The organism is Chryseobacterium populi, from assembly GCF_000282115.1.
Lineage (GTDB): Bacteria > Bacteroidota > Bacteroidia > Flavobacteriales > Weeksellaceae > Chryseobacterium > Chryseobacterium populi.
Genome location: NZ_AKJY01000014.1, coordinates 37274 through 56247, shown reverse-complemented (window position 1 = coordinate 56247; position 18974 = coordinate 37274). Strand labels below are relative to the sequence as shown.

Genomic DNA, 18974 nt, shown 5'->3' with positions numbered 1-18974 from the left:
TTATTTTTTAATAAATTTCCCTGCCGGATCAATTATATAGTTTACTTTTAATTTGGTGGAATCTGCAGATTTTTTTTCACCAATAATGTCACCTGTCTCATTGTATTCGAGTTTATCAACAGAATATTTCACAATTTCTATATTTTTGTCAGCATCTATTTTAAATGTTCTAAAATATTCTGTCTCAAAAGTAAATCTACAGTCAAGCAAAAGTTGATCAACTAAATCACTATTAAGATAACTGTTTAACTGAACATTTAATATTTTAGAATCATTCTCTCCAAAAGAATTGTAAATAATTAATTTTACAGTATTGGTGTCAGAAAATTTAAACGTTTCTAAAATGTAATACTTGTATTTTGGCTCCTGTTGAATTTCAAAATCATTCTCCTTCAGCGGAACAAATTTATTTTTTTCATTAAAATTCCCAGAGACTAATCCTTTGTACTGCGAATTAACAACGTAACTTATAGAGTCCACATTGTATTTATAGTATTGTTTTATATTATCTGAAGTATATGGTAAATTATTTTTCATTGTGTTCGTACTATCAGCTATTGTTAATTCATGATTAGATTCTTCTTGTTTTGGAGCTACTTTTTTACAAGAATAAGAAAACACTAGCATAATAATGCTACATGCAGACAGTTTTAAAATTTTCATTCTTTAATTTCTTTAAAATTTGGACTATATCCTTGCAAGTGTAAGTGATGATGATGATTAGCCGTATTTTTAGGGAGATGGTGAAGATAATTAACTTTTCCGTTTCTTCTGTAAGTCCAACCTAGCATACTTTTCCAGCCAAATCTGTTTAAGGCATCATTCCATTTATTCTGTCTTACATCATCCAGCATATCAGGATTTGCGCTGATATCCAAACTTGTACCATCACCAAACATCAGTTTTTTATCTTTTCTCAAATATTTAAAATCACCATTATTTCCATTAATATGACTCACACTGGGTCGCGAGGATCCGTCTGAGTGACTGAATCCATTACAACTGATATCATTGTAATTCACCTCCAACATTGCACCAAACAAACTTGCCAATGTCTTTTCATTCACATATTTTCTTGGTGAATCTACATTAAATGTATACTGGTATGTTCCTTTTTTATAAGTTTTGGTAACCTTATCAAAATTGATAAGATTTATCAGAGTTCCTTTTTTGCCTCTAACCATCTGAGTAGGAATAATATCATAGGTACCCATCTCATGAAGACCTCCGTCTTTATCATGATAAATATACTTATATTTCTTTTTATATTCTTCTTTTACCACTTTCGGAATATGCTTTTCAATTCTTCCATCATTGTAAATATGATAAGTGACTATATCTTTTGCAGTCGCTTTACTGGCCTGAACATTCTGACATGTAAATGTAGTTGCTTTTACAGATTTACCTTCATTATAAAAATCATTAATCGCTTCTTCAAATTCCCAGACGTACGATTTTCCCTCTCTTCCTTCATAGTATCGTTTTTTGCCTTTTTTATCAATCCAGTATTCATCAGCCTCTCTTTTAAACATAGGATTATCATCATACGCTGCTTTTGTGCTGTCATAAACAACATAGTCTCTTTCAGTCCCATGTCCACATGCTTTAGGATAATTTACTGCCAGATAAAGATCTGTTTTTGTTTTTAATTTTCCTTGAAATCTTTTCTGTAAAAAATGCTTTTCAACATAATCCAATTGTTTTTCTGCAGTCATTTTAATTAGCCCAGTACGCTTTACCCCTAAATCAATAGAAGCTCCTTTGCCAAACTGAATAAGCCCTACATATCCCCCTTCTCTGTTGTCATCTTGATTAGATTTAAAAGTCCCAGCCGTAGGATCAAAACCACGACCGGTTTCCAGTGCCATTACAGCCATTAACCAATTTGCCCCTTCATAATTTTGTTGTGGTAAACCTAAACTCTGAGCTATTTTAACAACTTTTTTTCTAAACTCACAACTTACTTTTCCTCCCCAAATAAGGTCTTTATATAATTCCTTACATAAGCAACTGGTTTGTATAGTTGTCGACTGACCTTGTACAATACTCACGGTTCTTCCTCCTGGTTTTTGCTGGGTAGGTTTTTGAGATGGCTTTACCGTACCTTTTGATTCTTCGAAATCCCAAAGCTCGTTCCACCACTCAACCGCTTTATCTATGATTCCTTTTTCTTCTTTTTTTGAAGCTGGCTTTTGGATTGCGGGTGAACCTTTTGCTTTTGGAGGCACTGTTGGCTTTGACTGTACTGCTGGAGCTTTATACTCCGGATTTTTAACATCTACATTATCGGTGGCGTGTTTTTTATTTTTATAATACTCCACTGTAACGTAGAATTCCAGTTCTTTCTGGTCAGTTTCACCACTCATTGCTTTTTGCATCAAAGCTTTTGTTAAAGCAAACTCTGCAGTTGCTACTCCACTTTTTCCTACTGTCGCTTCTTTTTTATCAATAAAAAGATTACCTGCATTATGCCCATCGCCTTTTGCATCATCTTCCCAAAGGGTGAAAGTTAATTTCTCCCCTGCAAGATTTACACATTGTGCTTTTGCTACAAGTTTTTCCATATAGCTGAAAACGGTACCTTTGCTATCATCCACATAGAAAAGCTCCACTTTATTGATCTTAGGAATTTCCACAGGCTGCGGATTGATTTCTATGATACTTGATCCCTGTCCTTCAGGTTCATATAAATAGGCTTCCAGACGATAGGTATGTTTTTGCGCAACTTCCCCGAAAGTAAAGCTGCCATCTCCTGTTTTTTTGATACTGGTGGTCGTGAAACGCCCATTAGAACGTTTTTTAAACAATTCCCAGGTTACCAGTGCTGGATTACGTTTTTCTTTTGGTGTTCCGGAATACCAGTCTGTAATGGTATAGGTCGTTTTTTCTCCAACCTTTGGGGTTGTATTTCCGGATATCTTTGAAACTCCTTTTTTTGACATTGCAGAAATTTTAAGGTTAATAAGCGTCTATTTCACTTTCTTCTACAGTCTCTTTGAAGTCATCCATTTTCACAAGCGGATTAATGTGCTGTACTGTTTTACTGTCAGCATTTTTCACATTTTTCTTGCTCATTTCCCCACGTTGACCATGGTCTTTTACTGTAATTTTCCCACCTACGGTACATTGTAATTCTGAAATTTCAGTAACCGTCTTTTTACCCATGATTTTTACATTCTCATAAGTTTTCTGCCATTTTCCTGCAGGAGCATACGAGCAGGGCAGATATCCGCCTGAAGTAGGTTTTAATTTACACTGACCGAAACTCGGCCCGGGAGGATTGAATTGCAGGTCATCTTCGGTCACAGCAAGATAGTCTGTACTGCCTTCAGAATCATTCCAGAAATGTTTCTTATGAGCAGTCACTTTATACTGGGGAAACTGATCACCCTGATTGCACTGGGCTTTCCCCTTCTGGACAACAAAATGTTTACCAGCATGGGGTGATGATTGGTTTGACATAATTATGTGATTTGGGTAATATCAAAGATAGAAATTTTATGTCAGAAAAATAAAAAAGCAGAAAATGATTTCTGCTTTTTTTGTTATAACTTGTTAATGTTTAGTATATTCCGGCTCTTCAACGGGTAACATTGTCGGCATAAAGTATTCATTCAGCCAGTAGAACGTCTGCCCGTTCTGCTGTATTTTTACAGCGGGATTATTTCTGTGGGTAAGCATTCTTTCAGCCAGATCTTTATAATTACGGAAATAGTTTCTTACCGTTTCATTGGTGACAATTTTAGACTTTTTCCAGCCTCTCAGCTTGTATTTGGACATCAGCTCTTCTTCAGAATTATCAAATCCTGTCGTTACTCCTACTGCATAAGACATCGGCTGCTCGTACAGATCACCTTTATCCAGGAATTTCGTCGTCGGGTTATATTTTTTAAGAAGCCTTACATATTCATTGATTGCTCTGGACTGCTTGAAATCTGTTCTTCCTGCCTGTGTTTTCTCATACACTTCTGTATAAAAAGCTTTAAGGTTATCATATTCAGTTTCAGAGATCAGAATCCCTTTTTCAAGTCCGGGTTTATAATCTTTCAGCTCTTTAGGAATATATCCTTTTACTAAAAACGGACTTCCGTAATTGATCAATTGGGCAGCAATTCCTGCAGGTACAGGATTGGTAAGTCCCGGATATAGATATTTATATTTTAAGTCTACGTCTGTTCTTCCAGCTCCTACTGAAGAGTGAAAATAAGCATTAAGGGAATTATCAATAGTCATATTGTCCAGGGTTACCTGAGATATTAAGCTGTCGACAGATTTTTTCAGATATCCCGGAGTGGCAATATCACCTTTTTTAGGGAAGATTACAAATCCCTGTGACATACTCTGTTTCGGATAATCTAAAGAGAAGAAACCTTCATCTCCTTCAATAAGGTTAAAATTATTTTTGGTCAGAACATCATTCTGATTAATGATCTTCTGTTTTTTAAGTTCGGCAATATTTTTTGCTGTATTTGTAACTACATTTTCAGAAAGCAATACAAAATCATTATAAGTATCAGATGATCTTGCACTCGTCTGGAACATAATCAGTCTTGCCTGGGCCTGGGTCAGGGAGTTGATTACTCCATACATATTTCCACCCTGATTGGCTGAAGTACCTACCGTTATAATGATATTTGTTTCATCAGGAACGCCGGACAATAGATTTCCCGCTGCCATAAGACCTTCGCTTACCGGCTGATAACCACTGTTCGTAGGACAATTCATCTCTTTAACTTTCTCGTCTATGAAACTGGTGATCTTACTGTAATCCTGGCTTAAGTTAGATACGGCTACATTATCTCCGCATGAATTGTTTTTATATAATACAACTCCATATTTTACAGTATTGAAATAAGAAGGCTTTTCAAATCTGAGCTGCAAATCCTGTAATAAAGATTTTACAATTGGAGCATAGGGTGCATTTGCCATACTGATATCCAGTGTGAAAACAATATTGATTTTTTTATCCTTATCAGTAATTTCACGGTAACGGTCAAAATAGATCTGTTCTCCAAGAACATTGAAAACATAGTTTTTACTGTAATCCAGAATATTGGTGAAATATTTAGTTTTAGAATCCGGAGCCGGAGCTTCGTTTAATGCTAAATTAACCGGATAAATATTTTCAAGTGGTGTTCTTTTATTAACATCTGTGAGAAGTACCGCGGTTCTGTTTTCTGTTTCGTTTCCGCCCGGAGCTCCTTCATGTAATCCTAATGCAGTTTCGGTAACTCCTGTAGTATTTTTCATTTTAACGGCAGAACGCTCTCCCCAGGCAGAAATCACATTTGAACTTACCCAGCCATATAGACCGGAGCTAATGCTGTCCAGATTCACCGTTGGTTCTTTACCTACTAAAAATCTTTTATTATTTTCAGCTTGTTTGTAAACATAGACCACCTGTCCGTTAGGAATTTTCACATTGGCAGCTTCAATTAAACTCGGAGAGTTGAAGACCATAATAGAATCATTCTTATAATACCTTTCCGCACTTCTGATTACATCGCTGTTACTTGGTACTACGGCTACTCTCACAGGAAAACCTGTTTTCTCGTTTTTCAAAGAATTGTTCCAGAGAAGAAGATCGGATTCAGGAATCCAGCCGTAAGTTTTAATAGATTTTGATGAAACTTTTTTCATTAAAGCATCAGGAATATATTCTGCTACTTTTACCATTCCGTCCCTGTGCTTCAAAACCATCAAAGGTTCTAAAAATTTAACTTCTTTATATGATTTTTCGTCACTTTTATCAAGATAAGCCGTATTCCGGGACCGGTCTGAAATAGCCACCCACGGAACCGATTTTTTCGGAAAACCGTTGATTACCGGCGAATTATCGATTTGCCCGTATTGTGAAGGCTCAGGAGTTTTCTTTGACGGTAATTTTACCTGACAACTTACTAATAATACTGAAACTCCTATGTAATATGCTGCTAGAGGAAATTTATTTTTCATCCTATTTTCTTTTATGATTGGTGTATCCGGTAAAACCGGAAGAGAATTTATTTGCTTTGGTTGATATCGACTTTGGTAACACAGTTCTGTGCATCGTCAAAATTTACTTTTACAGTCTGGATAACATTGTTTTTATCAAACTGAAGTCCGGCACAATACAGATAAAAGTTATTGACTTTACTATCGTTTACTTTAACTACCGTATTTTCATTGTTACACAGATATTTTTGAAGTAAATAATTATAGTGTGTATTAAAATCATTTCCATTCGCTATCTGCTGTAAATGTCTTTTGAAGTCATCATCAATTTTGGCATAGGCATCTTCCACACTTACTTCTGCCTCTTTCAGCTCATCATAGGAAGGAAGAATTTTGATATGGTGTAAAACAGGCTCAATATCCTGATTCGTGTATAGCTTAACAACATAATCACCAGGCTCTTTATAAGAATAGATGGCCAGCTTATCTTTGGAGTCTGTACCTCCTGTTTCTCCAAACTTCCAGCTAAATTGTTCGGCATCCGATATGGCACGGAATTCTACGTTTTCGAGCTGATTTGCCTGCGCCGGGGCTTCTATTGTTGTTTTAACTTTAGCACTATCCGCTGCTTTCGGAACTGCTCTTGCAGAAACCAGCACCGGAAAGGATTTGGAATATTTATTATCAATAATCAGGGTTATTGAATAATATCCCGGTTTGCCATAAAAATGAAAACCATTGGCTTTATCAGAAGTTTTTCCGTCTCCAAAATCCCATTTCCTGGTTTTTGCAAACGGTGTTTTATCCTCAAATAAAAGGGTATCTCCTACAGCTAATGTAGATGGAGATACATCTCCTATAATATCATCGGCTGAATGAATGATTTTTTTCTGCAGCCATAACGCAACAAGAGCAGCAATTAACAATGTTGCAATAACACCGATAATAATGTTCTTTTTGTTCTTTTCAAAATAATTCATAGTTATAATTGTGAAGTGATTGCTTTAATATTTTTGTCTGGTAATTTTTACTGGGATCGCGCTTTCAATGCATTTTCGCGCTGATATACACGGCTTTTCGTTTCTTTAAGGCCAATCAGGCAGTCATTATACAGCTTTTCGAATCGTTTGATATCTTCCGTTGCACTTGAAATACTCCTCTTATCATCGAAATACATTTTGTAAAACCGGGCAATCTGCGGATAGGCATCTTTTCTGATGTCTGTAATATCGTTTCCGAAAGCTCCGTTGATATCGTTGATCTCATTCTGAATTGCATGCTCCACAAAAGGTTCCGTAGTTTCATCCGTAAGCTTTTCAATATGAACGAATGTACTATCCAGGTTTTTCTGAAGAATTTTTTGTTGCTGATCAAATTTAGCTTTCTCTTCAAGTTTCTGAATAGACAGGATATCTTCATCAGAAAAAGGGGATTTAAAATTTTTTAAAAATATAATCCCAAGAAATATAAGTGCCGCCAAAAGCATTAAAATCAAGTATAAAAACTGATATTGCTTTTCTTTTTTAGATAATGTAATTTGTCCTTGCATAATTTTTATCTTTTTCTTCTACCTCCTGAGAATTTTCTTGTAGGATCTATTTTCAGTACATCTTCCATATTGTCTACCTTACCTCTGCAGTCGTTGGCATTTCTTATCGCAATTTTTTTCCTGTTGGAAACTTCCACAATCTTATTCTTCAAAGTAAGCATCGGTCTTATCTGCTTCATTAAGGTGGAATAATGTTTGAAATTATCAGCACTGTCTTTTCCCATAATATTATAGGCATCATTTACATTATCAATGATATTACTGCTGTATAAAGCTTCGTTATCGGCCTGATTAAGCCTGCTCATTCTGCTGAAAATAGTATCGACCTGTACTTTAAGTAAATCGCTGCGGCCCTGTAACGCTCTGTAGGCTTCAGCTTCCCGGCTGATCCCTTCCGTCTGTGTATCATAGCTCTTAAAAAAGAAAAATACACCCGTAAAAGAAACAACGGCTAAAACGATGAAGGACAGAACAAACTTCCAAATGCCTACCCTGACGTCTGACCTGTTTAATTTTTTCTCCTTATTTGAAGACATAGTTTGTGATTTTGTTTGGGTCTGTGAAAATATAAAAAAAAAAATTCCTGTACAATATCTAACTTTTCCGTGAATTACCCGTTAATATTCCATTTAAATTAAGTTTAATTTTCACTTTCATAAGTTTTTCATAAATTAGGCCTCTGATTTTTAATTATCCCGCACCAAGTCGATATTAAAATGAGTAAAATATTAAATAATACTGTACGATTTTCTATAGCAGACAGCGATTTTTATTTCAAGAAAATAATGATCAAAACTCTGCTGGAAAACCCCTTCCATATGCTTCTCAGTGACTGTAACAACGGTCACGAGCTTGTAAACAGGATCTACAGGCGACAGGAAGATGTATTCATTATAGAGCTTTTCATGCCGGTATTAAGCGGGATCGAAGCCATTAAATATATCCGGAAGAGCAATACCGAAACACCCATCATCACTTATTCCGGAACCTATCAGGAAGACATGGCGGAAATTCTTTCCAAAATCCCCAACATATATTACTGCCAGAAAAAAAGTGTTGTCATCAAAGATATTATCAAAGGAAAAATAGCTTCAGACAGTTTTGATTATGAAGCTTACAGCAAAGAATGGGAACAGCAGCCTCTTGCCGTACAGGAGTATATGGACCGGCAAAAAAGAAGCCTTGAAGAACTCTCACCTACGGAAATACAGCTGATGAAATTCTGCTATGAAGGCTTTAGTAATAAGGAAATCGGGGAAAAACTCAACTTAAGTACGAGAACGATTGATACCTATATCAACAGGCTTACAGAGAAGCTCGGATTGAAGACCAAACTTCATCTTATACGGTTCTGTGTGGAAAACGGATATTACAATTCCAGCATGTAAATAGATCTTAACGCAATATTAATACAGAGTAAATATAAAATTCTCAACCTTTTAACTAAAATTTTTTTGCCACTAATTTGCTAGTTTTCAATTTTTTTAACTAAATTTGCACACCTAAAATTTAAAATTTAAAAAGGAAATGACAAAGGCAGAATTGGTAAACACCATCTCAAATAAGTTGGGAACAGAAAAGAATGAAACACAGAAAGTTGTAGAAGCTTTTATGCAGGAGATCAGAACTTCTATGTATAATGGAGATAACGTTTATCTAAGAGGTTTTGGTTCTTTTATTATTAAAACAAGAGCTGCTAAGACAGGAAGAAACATTTCTAAAAACACTGCAATTGAGATCCCTGCTCACAACATTCCTGCTTTCAAACCTTCAAAATCTTTTGTTGAGAAAGTAAAAACCAAAGTTGCAGTAAAATAAAAATTAACTGAATATTAACTAGTTACTAAAAAATTAAAATTATGCCAAGCGGAAAGAAAAGAAAAAGACACAAGGTTGCAACTCACAAAAGAAAGAAAAGAAGAAGAGCAAACAGACATAAGAAAAAATAATCTCTTTTTTTCGAGATCTACAATATAATAATATAGTTGGTGTTTTTAATTATTTAATATTCACCGACTATATTTTTGTTTTACAACTATAAGATTCAACAGGAAATCAGGATAGTTTTATTTATTTTCCAATACATAGGGTAACTTTAATTATTAATTCTTACATTTAAAATATATTGATTTGATAAAAACCCTACCTGTTTCCTATAATCTTAATAATTTTTATCTTATACCAAAATGAAGAAAGAACTAATAGTTTCGCATGATGATGCTCTTACAAAGATTGCACTGCTGGAAGATGGAAGACTATGTGAACTTCATGAGCAAGAGGACAAAAGCGATTTTATAGTTGGAGATGTGTTTATAGGAAGGGTAAAAAAGCTGGCCCCCAATCTGAATGCTGCATTCGTAAATATAGGGTATGATAAGGATGCTTTTCTGCATTATCAGGACCTGGGACCGCAATACCTCACCTATAGAAAATTTTTAAGGGATACTATTTCTAAAAAACAAAGCTCTTCGAGTTTAAAGAATTTTGAGATACAGCCCGAAATTGACAAAAACGGAACAGTAGACAAAGTCATTACCAAAGATGACGTCGTTCTGCTTCAGATCACTAAAGAACCTATCTCTACAAAAGGCCCGAGAATTTCCACACAGGTTTCTCTGACCGGGCGTTTTCTGGTTTTAATCCCTTTCGATAATAAGATTTCCATTTCCAAAAAAATCAAAAGCTTTGAGGAAAAAGAAAGATTAAGAACTCTTATCGAGAGTATAAAGCCTGAAGGATTCGGGGTGATCATAAGAACAGTTGCCGAAGGAAAAAAAGTAGCAGACCTTCATAATGATATGAATCAGCTGATTCAGAAATGGGAAAGCACTTTTAAAAATATACAGAGAAATAAGGTTCCGTCTAAAGTTTTAAGTGAAGAAGGTAAAGCTTCAGCGATTATAAGAGACAATTTCAACCAGGACTTCGTAAGTATTATCTGTGATGATGAGCAGATGGTTGACGAGATGAAGGGTTACCTGGAAGTTATTGCTCCCGAAAGAAAAAATATCGTTCAGTTTTACGATTCCCATATTCCTCTTCTGGAATATTATAATGTGGAAAAACAGCTTAAACAAAGCTTTGGAAAACACGTCAATATCCCCAGCTCAAAAGGTGCTTATCTCGTTATCGAGCATACAGAAGCATTACACGTAGTCGATGTAAACTCCGGGAACAACATTACCACCGGAAATACAGCCAATAAAGAACACGCACTCAACGTGAATAAAATGGCAGCTACAGAAATCGCAAGGCAATTGCGTCTCCGTGATATGGGCGGAATTATCGTGATCGATTTTATCGATATGACCAACCCTGATCACCGAAGAGATTTGTACGAACATCTGAAAGAAGAAATGAAGCGTGACAAAGCACGCCACAAGATTTTACCTCCGAGCAAATTCGGACTGATACAGATTACCAGACAAAGAAACCGTCCGGAAAAACAAATCGACACCAAAGAAGAAAACCCGAATAAAGACGGAGAAATTGTAGCTCCGATCGTTATTGTGGAGAGAATGGGAGAAACCATCAGAACCATTATGCAGAAGGAAAAAGGAAAACTTTACCTGCATGTACACCCCTTCGTGGAAGCTTACCTTACCAAAGGAATCAAAAGCATCCAGATGAAATGGTTTATGAAATATAAAAAATGGGTAACCATTGTCCCAAGGGATTCTTTTAAATATTTAGAATACAAAATTTACAATTCGAAAAAAGAAGAATTGATCGGATATTCTAATTAGTACAAAATTCAGGAGGCTGTCTCAAAAAGTCAAAAATGTTCTGAGAATCTTAAATGACAAAAGTGGTCAGGCAGAGACTCCGGAACAGGAAGTACTTTTGAGACAGCCTTTTTTATTTTCTTACCTGAAATATTACAAAGATAATATCAATTAAAAACCTGTGCCATATAGACACAGGCTGTAAGTAATTTTATCCTGAAATTATTCAGGTTATTAACAATTCTATTTTTTTATAAATTTAAAATTCCTGTAACTGTTCTTGTCTTTCAGTACCAGCGTATAGTTTCCCTCGGGCAAATCTGCTAATGCAATTTTTCTCTCTTTCACTGATCCTTTGATGATCTGGCGTCCTGCTATATCATAGATTTCAAACTGTGAAAAATCATCATTACTGATATGCAGTACATCTGTAACCGGGTTAGGATATATTACATCTCCATTTTTTATTTTGTGATCATCTGCTAAAAGAGTAGCATCTGCAGGATATACCAATTTTCTGTTGCCATCATATCCTACAGCATATACGCTGGTTGCATTCTGCTGATAATTAACTTTTGTAAAGTCCAGGGCAGCATATCCGGTACCGAAAATCGCAACGTCTATAATAGTGTTCTGATGATAGGTTTCAAAAGCAATTACGTTTTTCCATTGTTGTGCATCTACTTTTAATGAAACCAGATTAGGATCAGCATTAGGAGTCAAGGTAACCCCAACCCCGGCTGTCCCTATAAGAGCTGCCTGCTGCCTCACAAAATCGATACTGTTGGTAGAAACATAATTGATAACCGGAGAAACAGGCATTGGATAATTTTTATTTTTAATAGCAGCAATAGTGTTGGCAATCTGCTGAGCTGTAATCGTAATAGTTTTATTGCTGTAATCGTAAACCACTTTATCTACAGGACGAAGGTATCCGCTTTTTACAAAGAAATCCGTAAGGTCTTCTTGTACCACATCACAGATATTGGAAACCGCATTTAAAAGCAGCTGAACATCACTTACCCCGGAAGTATTGGCTGTTCTGCATATTTCCAGTAAATCGGCCAGCCAGAATGCAGTATCCGGTTGCCCGGCAGAAGCAGGAATCCCGGCAAGCCTTTGCTCCAATGACGGGCGTCCCTTCGCTGCTCCTCCGATTCCATAATAAAGCATCAGCTGCCAAAACGGAATGGTAGCAATTCTTGTTGTCGGACGGTCATCAGAATTTATGATCTCATAAACGTTTTTCCCTTGGATCTGCCCCAGGTTAATATTAGCATTATATGTTCCGCCTACCACATTAGGACTGTATCCTGCATATCCTGCGACATCCTTATCAAATCTTGTCGATCCCGGAAAATCTGTACTGTATAAATACTGACAGTATGCAGAATAAATATTATTGGTTACCTCAGTCATTCCATGCCATTTAAAAGCAGGTCTTACCTGATTGATGTGCCCCAGCTCGTGGGCATGTCCCCAGATATTGGAGAAAAGAGCATTTCCGTCAAAGCTGTCGGACAGGTCATTTACATTCCCTATTCCCATATGTGCCCCGAAAGAATTTGCATAAAGCCCGCCACCTACAGGAGTATACAGAAACATATGATTTCTTGGAACTTTATTATATTTAAAAAGCCCCATCAGCTCATATTCTTTTTTCACAATCTTATCATAATTCGCAGCCAGTAGCTGTCCACTCAGATAAGATTGTCTCTGTAAGCCTACTTTCTCCAGGTTCAAATTGATATATCCGCCTTTTACATCATATTTTTTATAGATGTTATTAGTAAGGTTTTTTTGCCAGTCTGCATCAGAATCTATTAAAGGATCATAATATCCATTCACCATTCCTGTTGTAATATTAACGGCAATAGGAGATAATCCTGAAGCATTATTAAAATAATCTATATAGCCGAGGCCATCAGCTGTAATATCAATAATATTCAATCCTTCAGATAAGTTATATGTTTTCTTTGTTATATTATTTTCACCTGCAAAATCCAAGGTTTGAAGAGCAATGGTTGCTCCGTTTATAGCTCCGACAAAAATTACCGCTTTTGTACCTGATCTGAATAAAATCCCAGTCGGGTTTTCACAGGTATTGGCCCCCATTGTTTTGAGCTGGGCTGTAACTGAGCTTATGACAGGATATGCAACATAATTCTGTGTACGAAACCGTTTGTTATAGGTATTGTTGTATAAGCACTGTGCCAGACCTTTAAAGAAAGGAGAAGAGATCCCGTTGATATCAGCCTGCGTAATGCCGGGTTTCAGATCAGAATGAAGACTGTTAAAAATATTATTGTATACATTAAGGCTAAGCTGTGTGTTATTAAAAAATTCCATTTCTGCACAGCTTGCTACATTATTCTCTCCGGACAGTACTTTTACTGTAATTTCAGCTACATTGGTAAGGGTCTGGGATAAAGGAATCAAAGTAGCTTGGTTTGAAAAATTACAATTAAAATCCGCTACTTTTACTGCCGTTGAAGACGATGTTTGCTTATACCAGACCTCTCCGGTACCAAAGTCTCCATTTCCTCCATTTGTCCTTGGTGTATACTTTACAGCATTAATGACATTATTTCCTGTAAAGATATAGGTGAGATTTACGGGAAATGGATTTCCTGTAGATCCGGAATAATAAATAGTAGCCGGATTATTATCTATGGTCTTATCTGCACCTTCCGCAGCACTATTGGCAGGAGGGTTTACAGAAACACCCGAAGGCATATATTTAGCATTCGTCAGAGCATTGAATTCATCAGTCTGAATCGTACAGTCTGTAATAGGATTTGTATTCTGTGCTGCAGTAGAATAAAACTTGATTTCCGCGGCAGATGAGTAATTATTCACCCCTGCAACAACACGGATTCTCACTGCCCTCAGATTGGTAAGAGGCTGCCCGGAAAGATCTATTGTTTTTACGGAAGCGTTATTGGCGAGGATAATACCGCTCTGTACAGTATTGAATGTATCAGGGGCACTTTGTGTAGAATATTCCACATCAATTTTAGTCCATATCCCATTAGTTCCACTGGTACGCGGTACATATTCTATCTTTACAACATCCTGAACATTGGCAAAATAAAAGTCAATCACATCCGGAATCCCATTTTGTGAATTTCTTGTTTGATAATTAGTATTAACATTATTATCCAGAGCCCTATGAATTTCGGAGCCTGGCTGTGACACCATATTACTCCGGGCATAGACGGGACTCACCGGGTTTTGGGCATGGATAAAACCGGATGCCCAAATAAAAAGGGAGTAGAGTACAAATTTTTTCATTGTGTTAAATATTTTAAATAATGAATTACAGTAAAGTTCTATTTCTTCAAAATTTTAATTAATTCATTGTTTATGGTTATAAAATAAATTCCTGAAGGTAAGTTCTTAAGGTCAATTTTAGCACTGTTTCCTTCCATGTGAGAAATGACCTCTTTTTCAACATTCTTACCATTGCTGTTAAAAATATCTATTTTGTTGGATATTGGTGTTTTATCAATGGTTGAAATATATACCAGACCAGTTGTTGGATTAGGGTAAACCTGATAGATATTTTGTTTTGCAGCCGGTGAAGCAGATAATGTCTGCTGCTGTTTAAGAGAAACCTGCTCCGTAAAGCCGTTTTTCGTAGTGAATGAAACTTCGGTAGACCCACCTGCTACCTGCAAGCTTACATTAGGATTGGGAACATCTATTTCCCAAAGACCTGATATTCTGACCGTAACCGTTTCGCTTTGAGGAACTCTATGAAACCTTGATGCCACATTATTGATTTGTGAATAGGTATATGACTCATCGTTTCCAAGCAAACCCAGACTGGAATTCGTGAGGCTTATTTTCAATTTTGTGTTGTTATCACTTTTTTGGGTCATAATAACTGCCGGTTTATCAGACTTTTCCAACACATCATAATTAAAAGTTGCCCCGGCATTCCAAATCACGTAATTATAAGTAGATTCAGGAACATACAATGCTACATGTGCTTGTGTATTCTGCTGTAAAACAGAAAAAAAGCTACTGAAATTGTTCAACAGATTTTCAGTTGATGCCCCTCCCTGTAAATGAACAGCATACTGATAGGTTGATGCTAAGGGAGCTGTTCCATGGCCCATAAAAGCCTTTAAAAAATCACCTGTTGTATTTCCATTATTTGCTTGGTTTGGAGCTGTCTGTGTACTTCTTTTTATTGTAATCGGATTATTGTTGTAGTTATTATTCGGTATAACATAACCATTTCCTTTAGAATCAGTAGCCCATAATCCTCCTCCGTTGGTATTCAATGTATAATCATTGCCGGAAACCGTGGCTCCGTTTACTAAGCTCGTATTTGACGGACTGCTGATCAGTGTCTGGAAAAGCGTTGTATGAATAGGATAGCTGCCTCCAATATCTTTAATGTCTGAGCCTAAACAAAGAATTTTATCTCCAAAGAAAAAATAACTCTTAAGAGCCGTCATTCCTGTTTGTGAATTATAGTCTTTATAATCCATTGCAAAAACACCATTCATTTTATCAATATTAGCATGAGCTAAAAAGTTTTTGCCATTCATTTGCCTCATTGCATAGCCTGCTAAAATATGATAGGGAACATTGGCAACAGTAGTTCCCGGAACATGGCTCCAATCCCAACCGTTATACAGCAGACTGACATCACTGACTAAAAAAGGATTTCCCTGCGTTAGAATTTCCATGGCACCGGCAGAAGTATATGCCCCAAGCCTATTTTCCGAAGCCCCATTTTCGAAATGCCAAACGTGTTTACTGGTTCCTTTCACACTTACCTGCCAACCATTAAATTTATGTACACTTAATCCGGCATAAGGAAATCCAAAATGTCCCGAAGAAATTTCTGCTGCAGGATTCAATCCTGTGTTGAGCAGATCTGCTATATTTTGCATACCGCCTAAAGAATGTATAACATTAATACTTACAATATTATCCCGTATCAGTCTGTTATTAGCATTTATCGATATATTCCAAAGCCTTTGAAATTCCTTGCCGGCATCTTCATTTCCCACAGGATCAGAAATATACAGATAAGCCAATGCCGGTCTTAAAGTATTATATGAGCTTGTTGTAAAGGGGAAGCGTCCTGCAAGCCCCTGTGGCATCGTAAAATCTTTACTGAATGTTCTGTAATTAAGAATTGCTTTTTTCAGGTTTTGCTGTGATGTGGTTATTAATTCATAAGAAGAGTTTTTCAGCATCATATTTAGAATTGATGCCTGATGTAAAGCATCTATACCATAAGTATTGGAATAGGCTCCTCTATGGTGAAACGTAATAAAGTCTGGCTTTATACAATCTGCCCATCCGTTTGCAATTAATAAGGCATTATTAATAAAGCTTTTTAAATGATTCATATTATTTATTCTGGAAGACTCCGAATCTTCCTGGGCCAATACATAGCAAAACCTTTGTTGTATAGATGCCCTTATTACATCACTATTGTAACCCGGATAAGTAAAATTGAAATAAGGAAACTCCGGTGCCAGAAACTTTGTAATACCATTAAGAGCACCCATGTGATGATTAAATTTTCCTACAGCTTTCAATTCATCTTTCATAAGCAGTACAGCTGTGGCATAAGCCGAAGATCTTAGGGCAATACCATAATGGCTTGTGACAATTTCCTCGTTATCAGCAAGCAATTCATACTGAAAGTTTGTGGTGGCAGAAACTCCTTTATCTTCAATATATTTAAAGATCTTTAAAATATTATCTTTTAATGCCACGGTATTATAATCAGGATTGGGAGAGGAAACCGAGCCTTTAATTTTATATAAAAAAACCAGCCGGATAAGTGATTTCTCAGTTAGATTAAAAAATTCATTTTTATCAGCATCTATCGTAAAATCCCAAAGGTTTCCGGGATTAACAAAATTATATTGTGATAGGTCTAAAGCCTGTACTCCGGTATTTCTGAAGCTGTTGTAACGGGTATTTATATAGGGGCTATTGTAGTTTATATTTTCCCCGGTAAGCCAGTTCACATACTTTGTTTTAATAGAATTAATCTCACTTAATTGGGCCCTGAAGTGAGAAAAAATTAAAACCATACTCAAAAATAAAATAAATCTTAAGAACATATATTAAAAATTTTTCATTAAATAATAAATTTTCAAGTAATAATTTCACTTGTTTTTTCAGTGGAATTAAAAAAAATAACCGAAACGTAAATACTGATTATCAGATATATAAATACACATTTCCAATAATCCCGCATATCCAAATTACAAATATTTTTGCGAAAACAAATGGATTTATAAAGAATTTGATCAACAGCTTTAAAACAGCAAATATCAGCTGCTTTTCTGTCATATTATCAACTTTGCAAAGTGATGATTTTTTTTATTTTTACGTTATAATTTATGATCCTGGTATACAGAAACCTTTAATCTTTATATTTATGAAAAGTCATCATTACAAAATTACTGTTCAATGGACAGGAAACAAAGGAGCCGGAACGAGCGGATACAGGGAATATGAGAGAAGCCATACTATTTCCGCAGAAAATAAAGCAGTTATTGAAGGCTCTTCCGATCCGGCATTCCGGGGGGATAAAACAAGGCATAATCCTGAAGATTTATTTCTTTCATCCGTTTCTTCCTGCCATATGCTCTGGTATCTGCATTTTTGTTCTGAAGCCGGGATTATTGTAACAGATTATACCGATACTGCAACAGGTATTATGACTGAAACAGCTACCGGAAGCGGCCGTTTTACTGAAGTTACCATGAATCCTGTTGTAACCGTTACAGATGAATCTATGGTTGAAAAGGCACAGCAGCTTCATACCAAAGCAAATGAATATTGCTTCATTGCCAACTCGGTTAATTTCCCTGTAAAACATATCCCCGTAGTGTTAGTCGCAACATTAACCTGAATTACACTGATTTCAGCGTTATTATTTATCATTAAATTATATTCAGGATTTAAAATCCGGAATGGTGTGGTATAACCGGACCAATGATCCACAGTGATCGTTTTCAATCCGCGATTTCACAGTCTGAAGATTCTGCAATTTTGTTCATTGGCGTTTTCGCTTCACCATTCCTTCAAATGGTTAATTAATGTTAACGGGTATTTATTTCTTCAAGATATATTGCTAAATTTGAGGTATGGAAAATTTTGGAAAAGATTTATTGAGGAAAATTAAAAACGAAGAATTACCCGGGGAAAATGCCCATGGCATATTTTCACCACCTTATCGTCCTGTATTTACCTATGATGAAATTTTAGCAAAAAATCCAAAATTTGCTGCCGTAAATATTGCCCTCTACATCAGAAACAATGAATGGTATTTTCCGTTAATTCAAAGAACTGAAAACGAGCACGACAGACACAGCGGACAGATCTCTTTACCTGGGGGAAAACGTGAAGAAATGGACCGGGACTTTGCAGAAACGGCAATACGTGAAACCTCTGAAGAGATAGGAATTGATAAACATTATGTAAGAATTATCAGACCGATGTCTCCCATTTACATTCCGCCAAGCAATTTTTATGTATATCCGTATATCTCTTATACCAAAAAGAATCCTCTTTTCATTTTACAGCAAAGTGAAGCAGTGGAAACAATAGAGTTTCCTGTCACTTCTTTTCTGAATCTTCCCGATAAACCTGAAATCATGGCTTTACCCAGTGCCGGAGGGCATGAAGTACCGGTAATTAATTTTAACGGATATATTATCTGGGGAGCTACAGCGATGATATTAAGTGAATTCAGCCAGTTATTGAAAAAAATGTAACTT

Annotated in this window: 14 protein-coding genes; 5 read left to right on the top strand and 9 right to left on the bottom strand. The window is 36.1% G+C overall.

Annotation, left to right across the window (positions count from 1 at the left end; all coding sequences use genetic code 11):
• From PMI13_RS20565 to tssO (PMI13_RS04655), 7 genes are all read right to left on the bottom strand, one after another.
• Positions 1 to 663: a hypothetical protein gene (locus PMI13_RS20565; protein WP_007841197.1), complete on the bottom strand. Its 663-nt coding sequence runs from the start codon at positions 661 to 663 to the stop codon at positions 1 to 3.
• Positions 660 to 2942 carry a hypothetical protein gene (locus PMI13_RS21500; RefSeq protein ID WP_007841195.1) on the bottom strand — a complete coding sequence of 761 codons (2283 nt, stop codon included), beginning with the start codon at positions 2940 to 2942 and terminating at the stop codon, positions 660 to 662. Before PMI13_RS21500 ends, PMI13_RS20565 begins: the two co-directional genes overlap by 4 nt.
• 16 nt (positions 2943 to 2958) lie before the next feature.
• A complete protein-coding gene (locus PMI13_RS04675; RefSeq protein ID WP_007841193.1) occupies positions 2959 to 3462 on the bottom strand; it encodes a DUF4280 domain-containing protein in 504 nt (167 codons plus the stop codon).
• 93 nt (positions 3463 to 3555) lie between these two features.
• Positions 3556 to 5955 (bottom strand): type VI secretion system protein TssR domain-containing protein, encoded by a 2400-nt coding sequence (tssR, locus tag PMI13_RS04670; protein WP_007841191.1) that lies wholly within the window; start codon positions 5953 to 5955, stop codon positions 3556 to 3558.
• A 47-nt stretch (positions 5956 to 6002) separates the two neighbouring features.
• The gene (locus PMI13_RS04665) at positions 6003 to 6914 is read right to left on the bottom strand and encodes a PKD domain-containing protein (RefSeq protein WP_007841190.1); all 912 of its coding nucleotides are present in this window, start codon (positions 6912 to 6914) and stop codon (positions 6003 to 6005) included.
• Between the two features lie 47 nt (positions 6915 to 6961).
• A complete protein-coding gene (gene tssO, locus PMI13_RS04660) occupies positions 6962 to 7483 on the bottom strand; it encodes a type VI secretion system TssO (protein ID WP_007841188.1) in 522 nt (173 codons plus the stop codon).
• Positions 7484 to 7488: 5 nt separating this feature from the next.
• Positions 7489 to 8019, bottom strand: coding sequence for a type VI secretion system TssO (gene tssO, locus PMI13_RS04655; RefSeq protein WP_007841186.1), 531 nt, complete (start codon positions 8017 to 8019; stop codon positions 7489 to 7491).
• Between the two features lie 249 nt (positions 8020 to 8268).
• On the opposite strand from tssO (PMI13_RS04655), the gene PMI13_RS04650 reads away from it, so the two are divergent.
• The 3 genes from PMI13_RS04650 (at position 8269) to PMI13_RS04640 (ending at position 11229) form a co-directional block, all read left to right on the top strand.
• The gene (locus PMI13_RS04650) at positions 8269 to 8871 is read left to right on the top strand and encodes a response regulator transcription factor (protein ID WP_238536279.1); all 603 of its coding nucleotides are present in this window, start codon (positions 8269 to 8271) and stop codon (positions 8869 to 8871) included.
• 139 nt (positions 8872 to 9010) lie between these two features.
• On the top strand, positions 9011 to 9301 hold the full coding sequence (locus PMI13_RS04645) for an HU family DNA-binding protein (protein ID WP_002984212.1): 291 nt from the start codon (positions 9011 to 9013) through the stop codon (positions 9299 to 9301).
• 368 nt (positions 9302 to 9669) lie between these two features.
• On the top strand, positions 9670 to 11229 hold the full coding sequence (locus PMI13_RS04640; RefSeq protein WP_007841183.1) for an Rne/Rng family ribonuclease: 1560 nt from the start codon (positions 9670 to 9672) through the stop codon (positions 11227 to 11229).
• A gap of 222 nt (positions 11230 to 11451) precedes the next feature.
• On the opposite strand, the gene PMI13_RS04635 is transcribed toward PMI13_RS04640, so the two are convergent.
• Positions 11452 to 14502 (bottom strand): M60 family metallopeptidase, encoded by a 3051-nt coding sequence (locus PMI13_RS04635; RefSeq protein ID WP_007841182.1) that lies wholly within the window; start codon positions 14500 to 14502, stop codon positions 11452 to 11454.
• Positions 14503 to 14540: 38 nt separating this feature from the next.
• Positions 14541 to 17279: a polysaccharide lyase family 8 super-sandwich domain-containing protein gene (locus PMI13_RS04630; RefSeq protein ID WP_162129629.1), complete on the bottom strand. Its 2739-nt coding sequence runs from the start codon at positions 17277 to 17279 to the stop codon at positions 14541 to 14543.
• A gap of 350 nt (positions 17280 to 17629) precedes the next feature.
• Between PMI13_RS04630 and PMI13_RS04625 the strand changes: the two genes are divergently transcribed.
• Together PMI13_RS04625 and PMI13_RS04620 are read left to right on the top strand one after the other, a co-directional pair.
• Complete coding sequence (locus tag PMI13_RS04625) at positions 17630 to 18106, top strand: OsmC family protein (RefSeq protein WP_007841176.1); 477 nt, start codon at positions 17630 to 17632, stop codon at positions 18104 to 18106.
• Positions 18107 to 18341: 235 nt separating this feature from the next.
• The gene (locus PMI13_RS04620; protein WP_007841175.1) at positions 18342 to 18971 is read left to right on the top strand and encodes an NUDIX hydrolase; all 630 of its coding nucleotides are present in this window, start codon (positions 18342 to 18344) and stop codon (positions 18969 to 18971) included.
• The last annotated feature ends 3 nt before the right edge of the window (positions 18972 to 18974 follow it).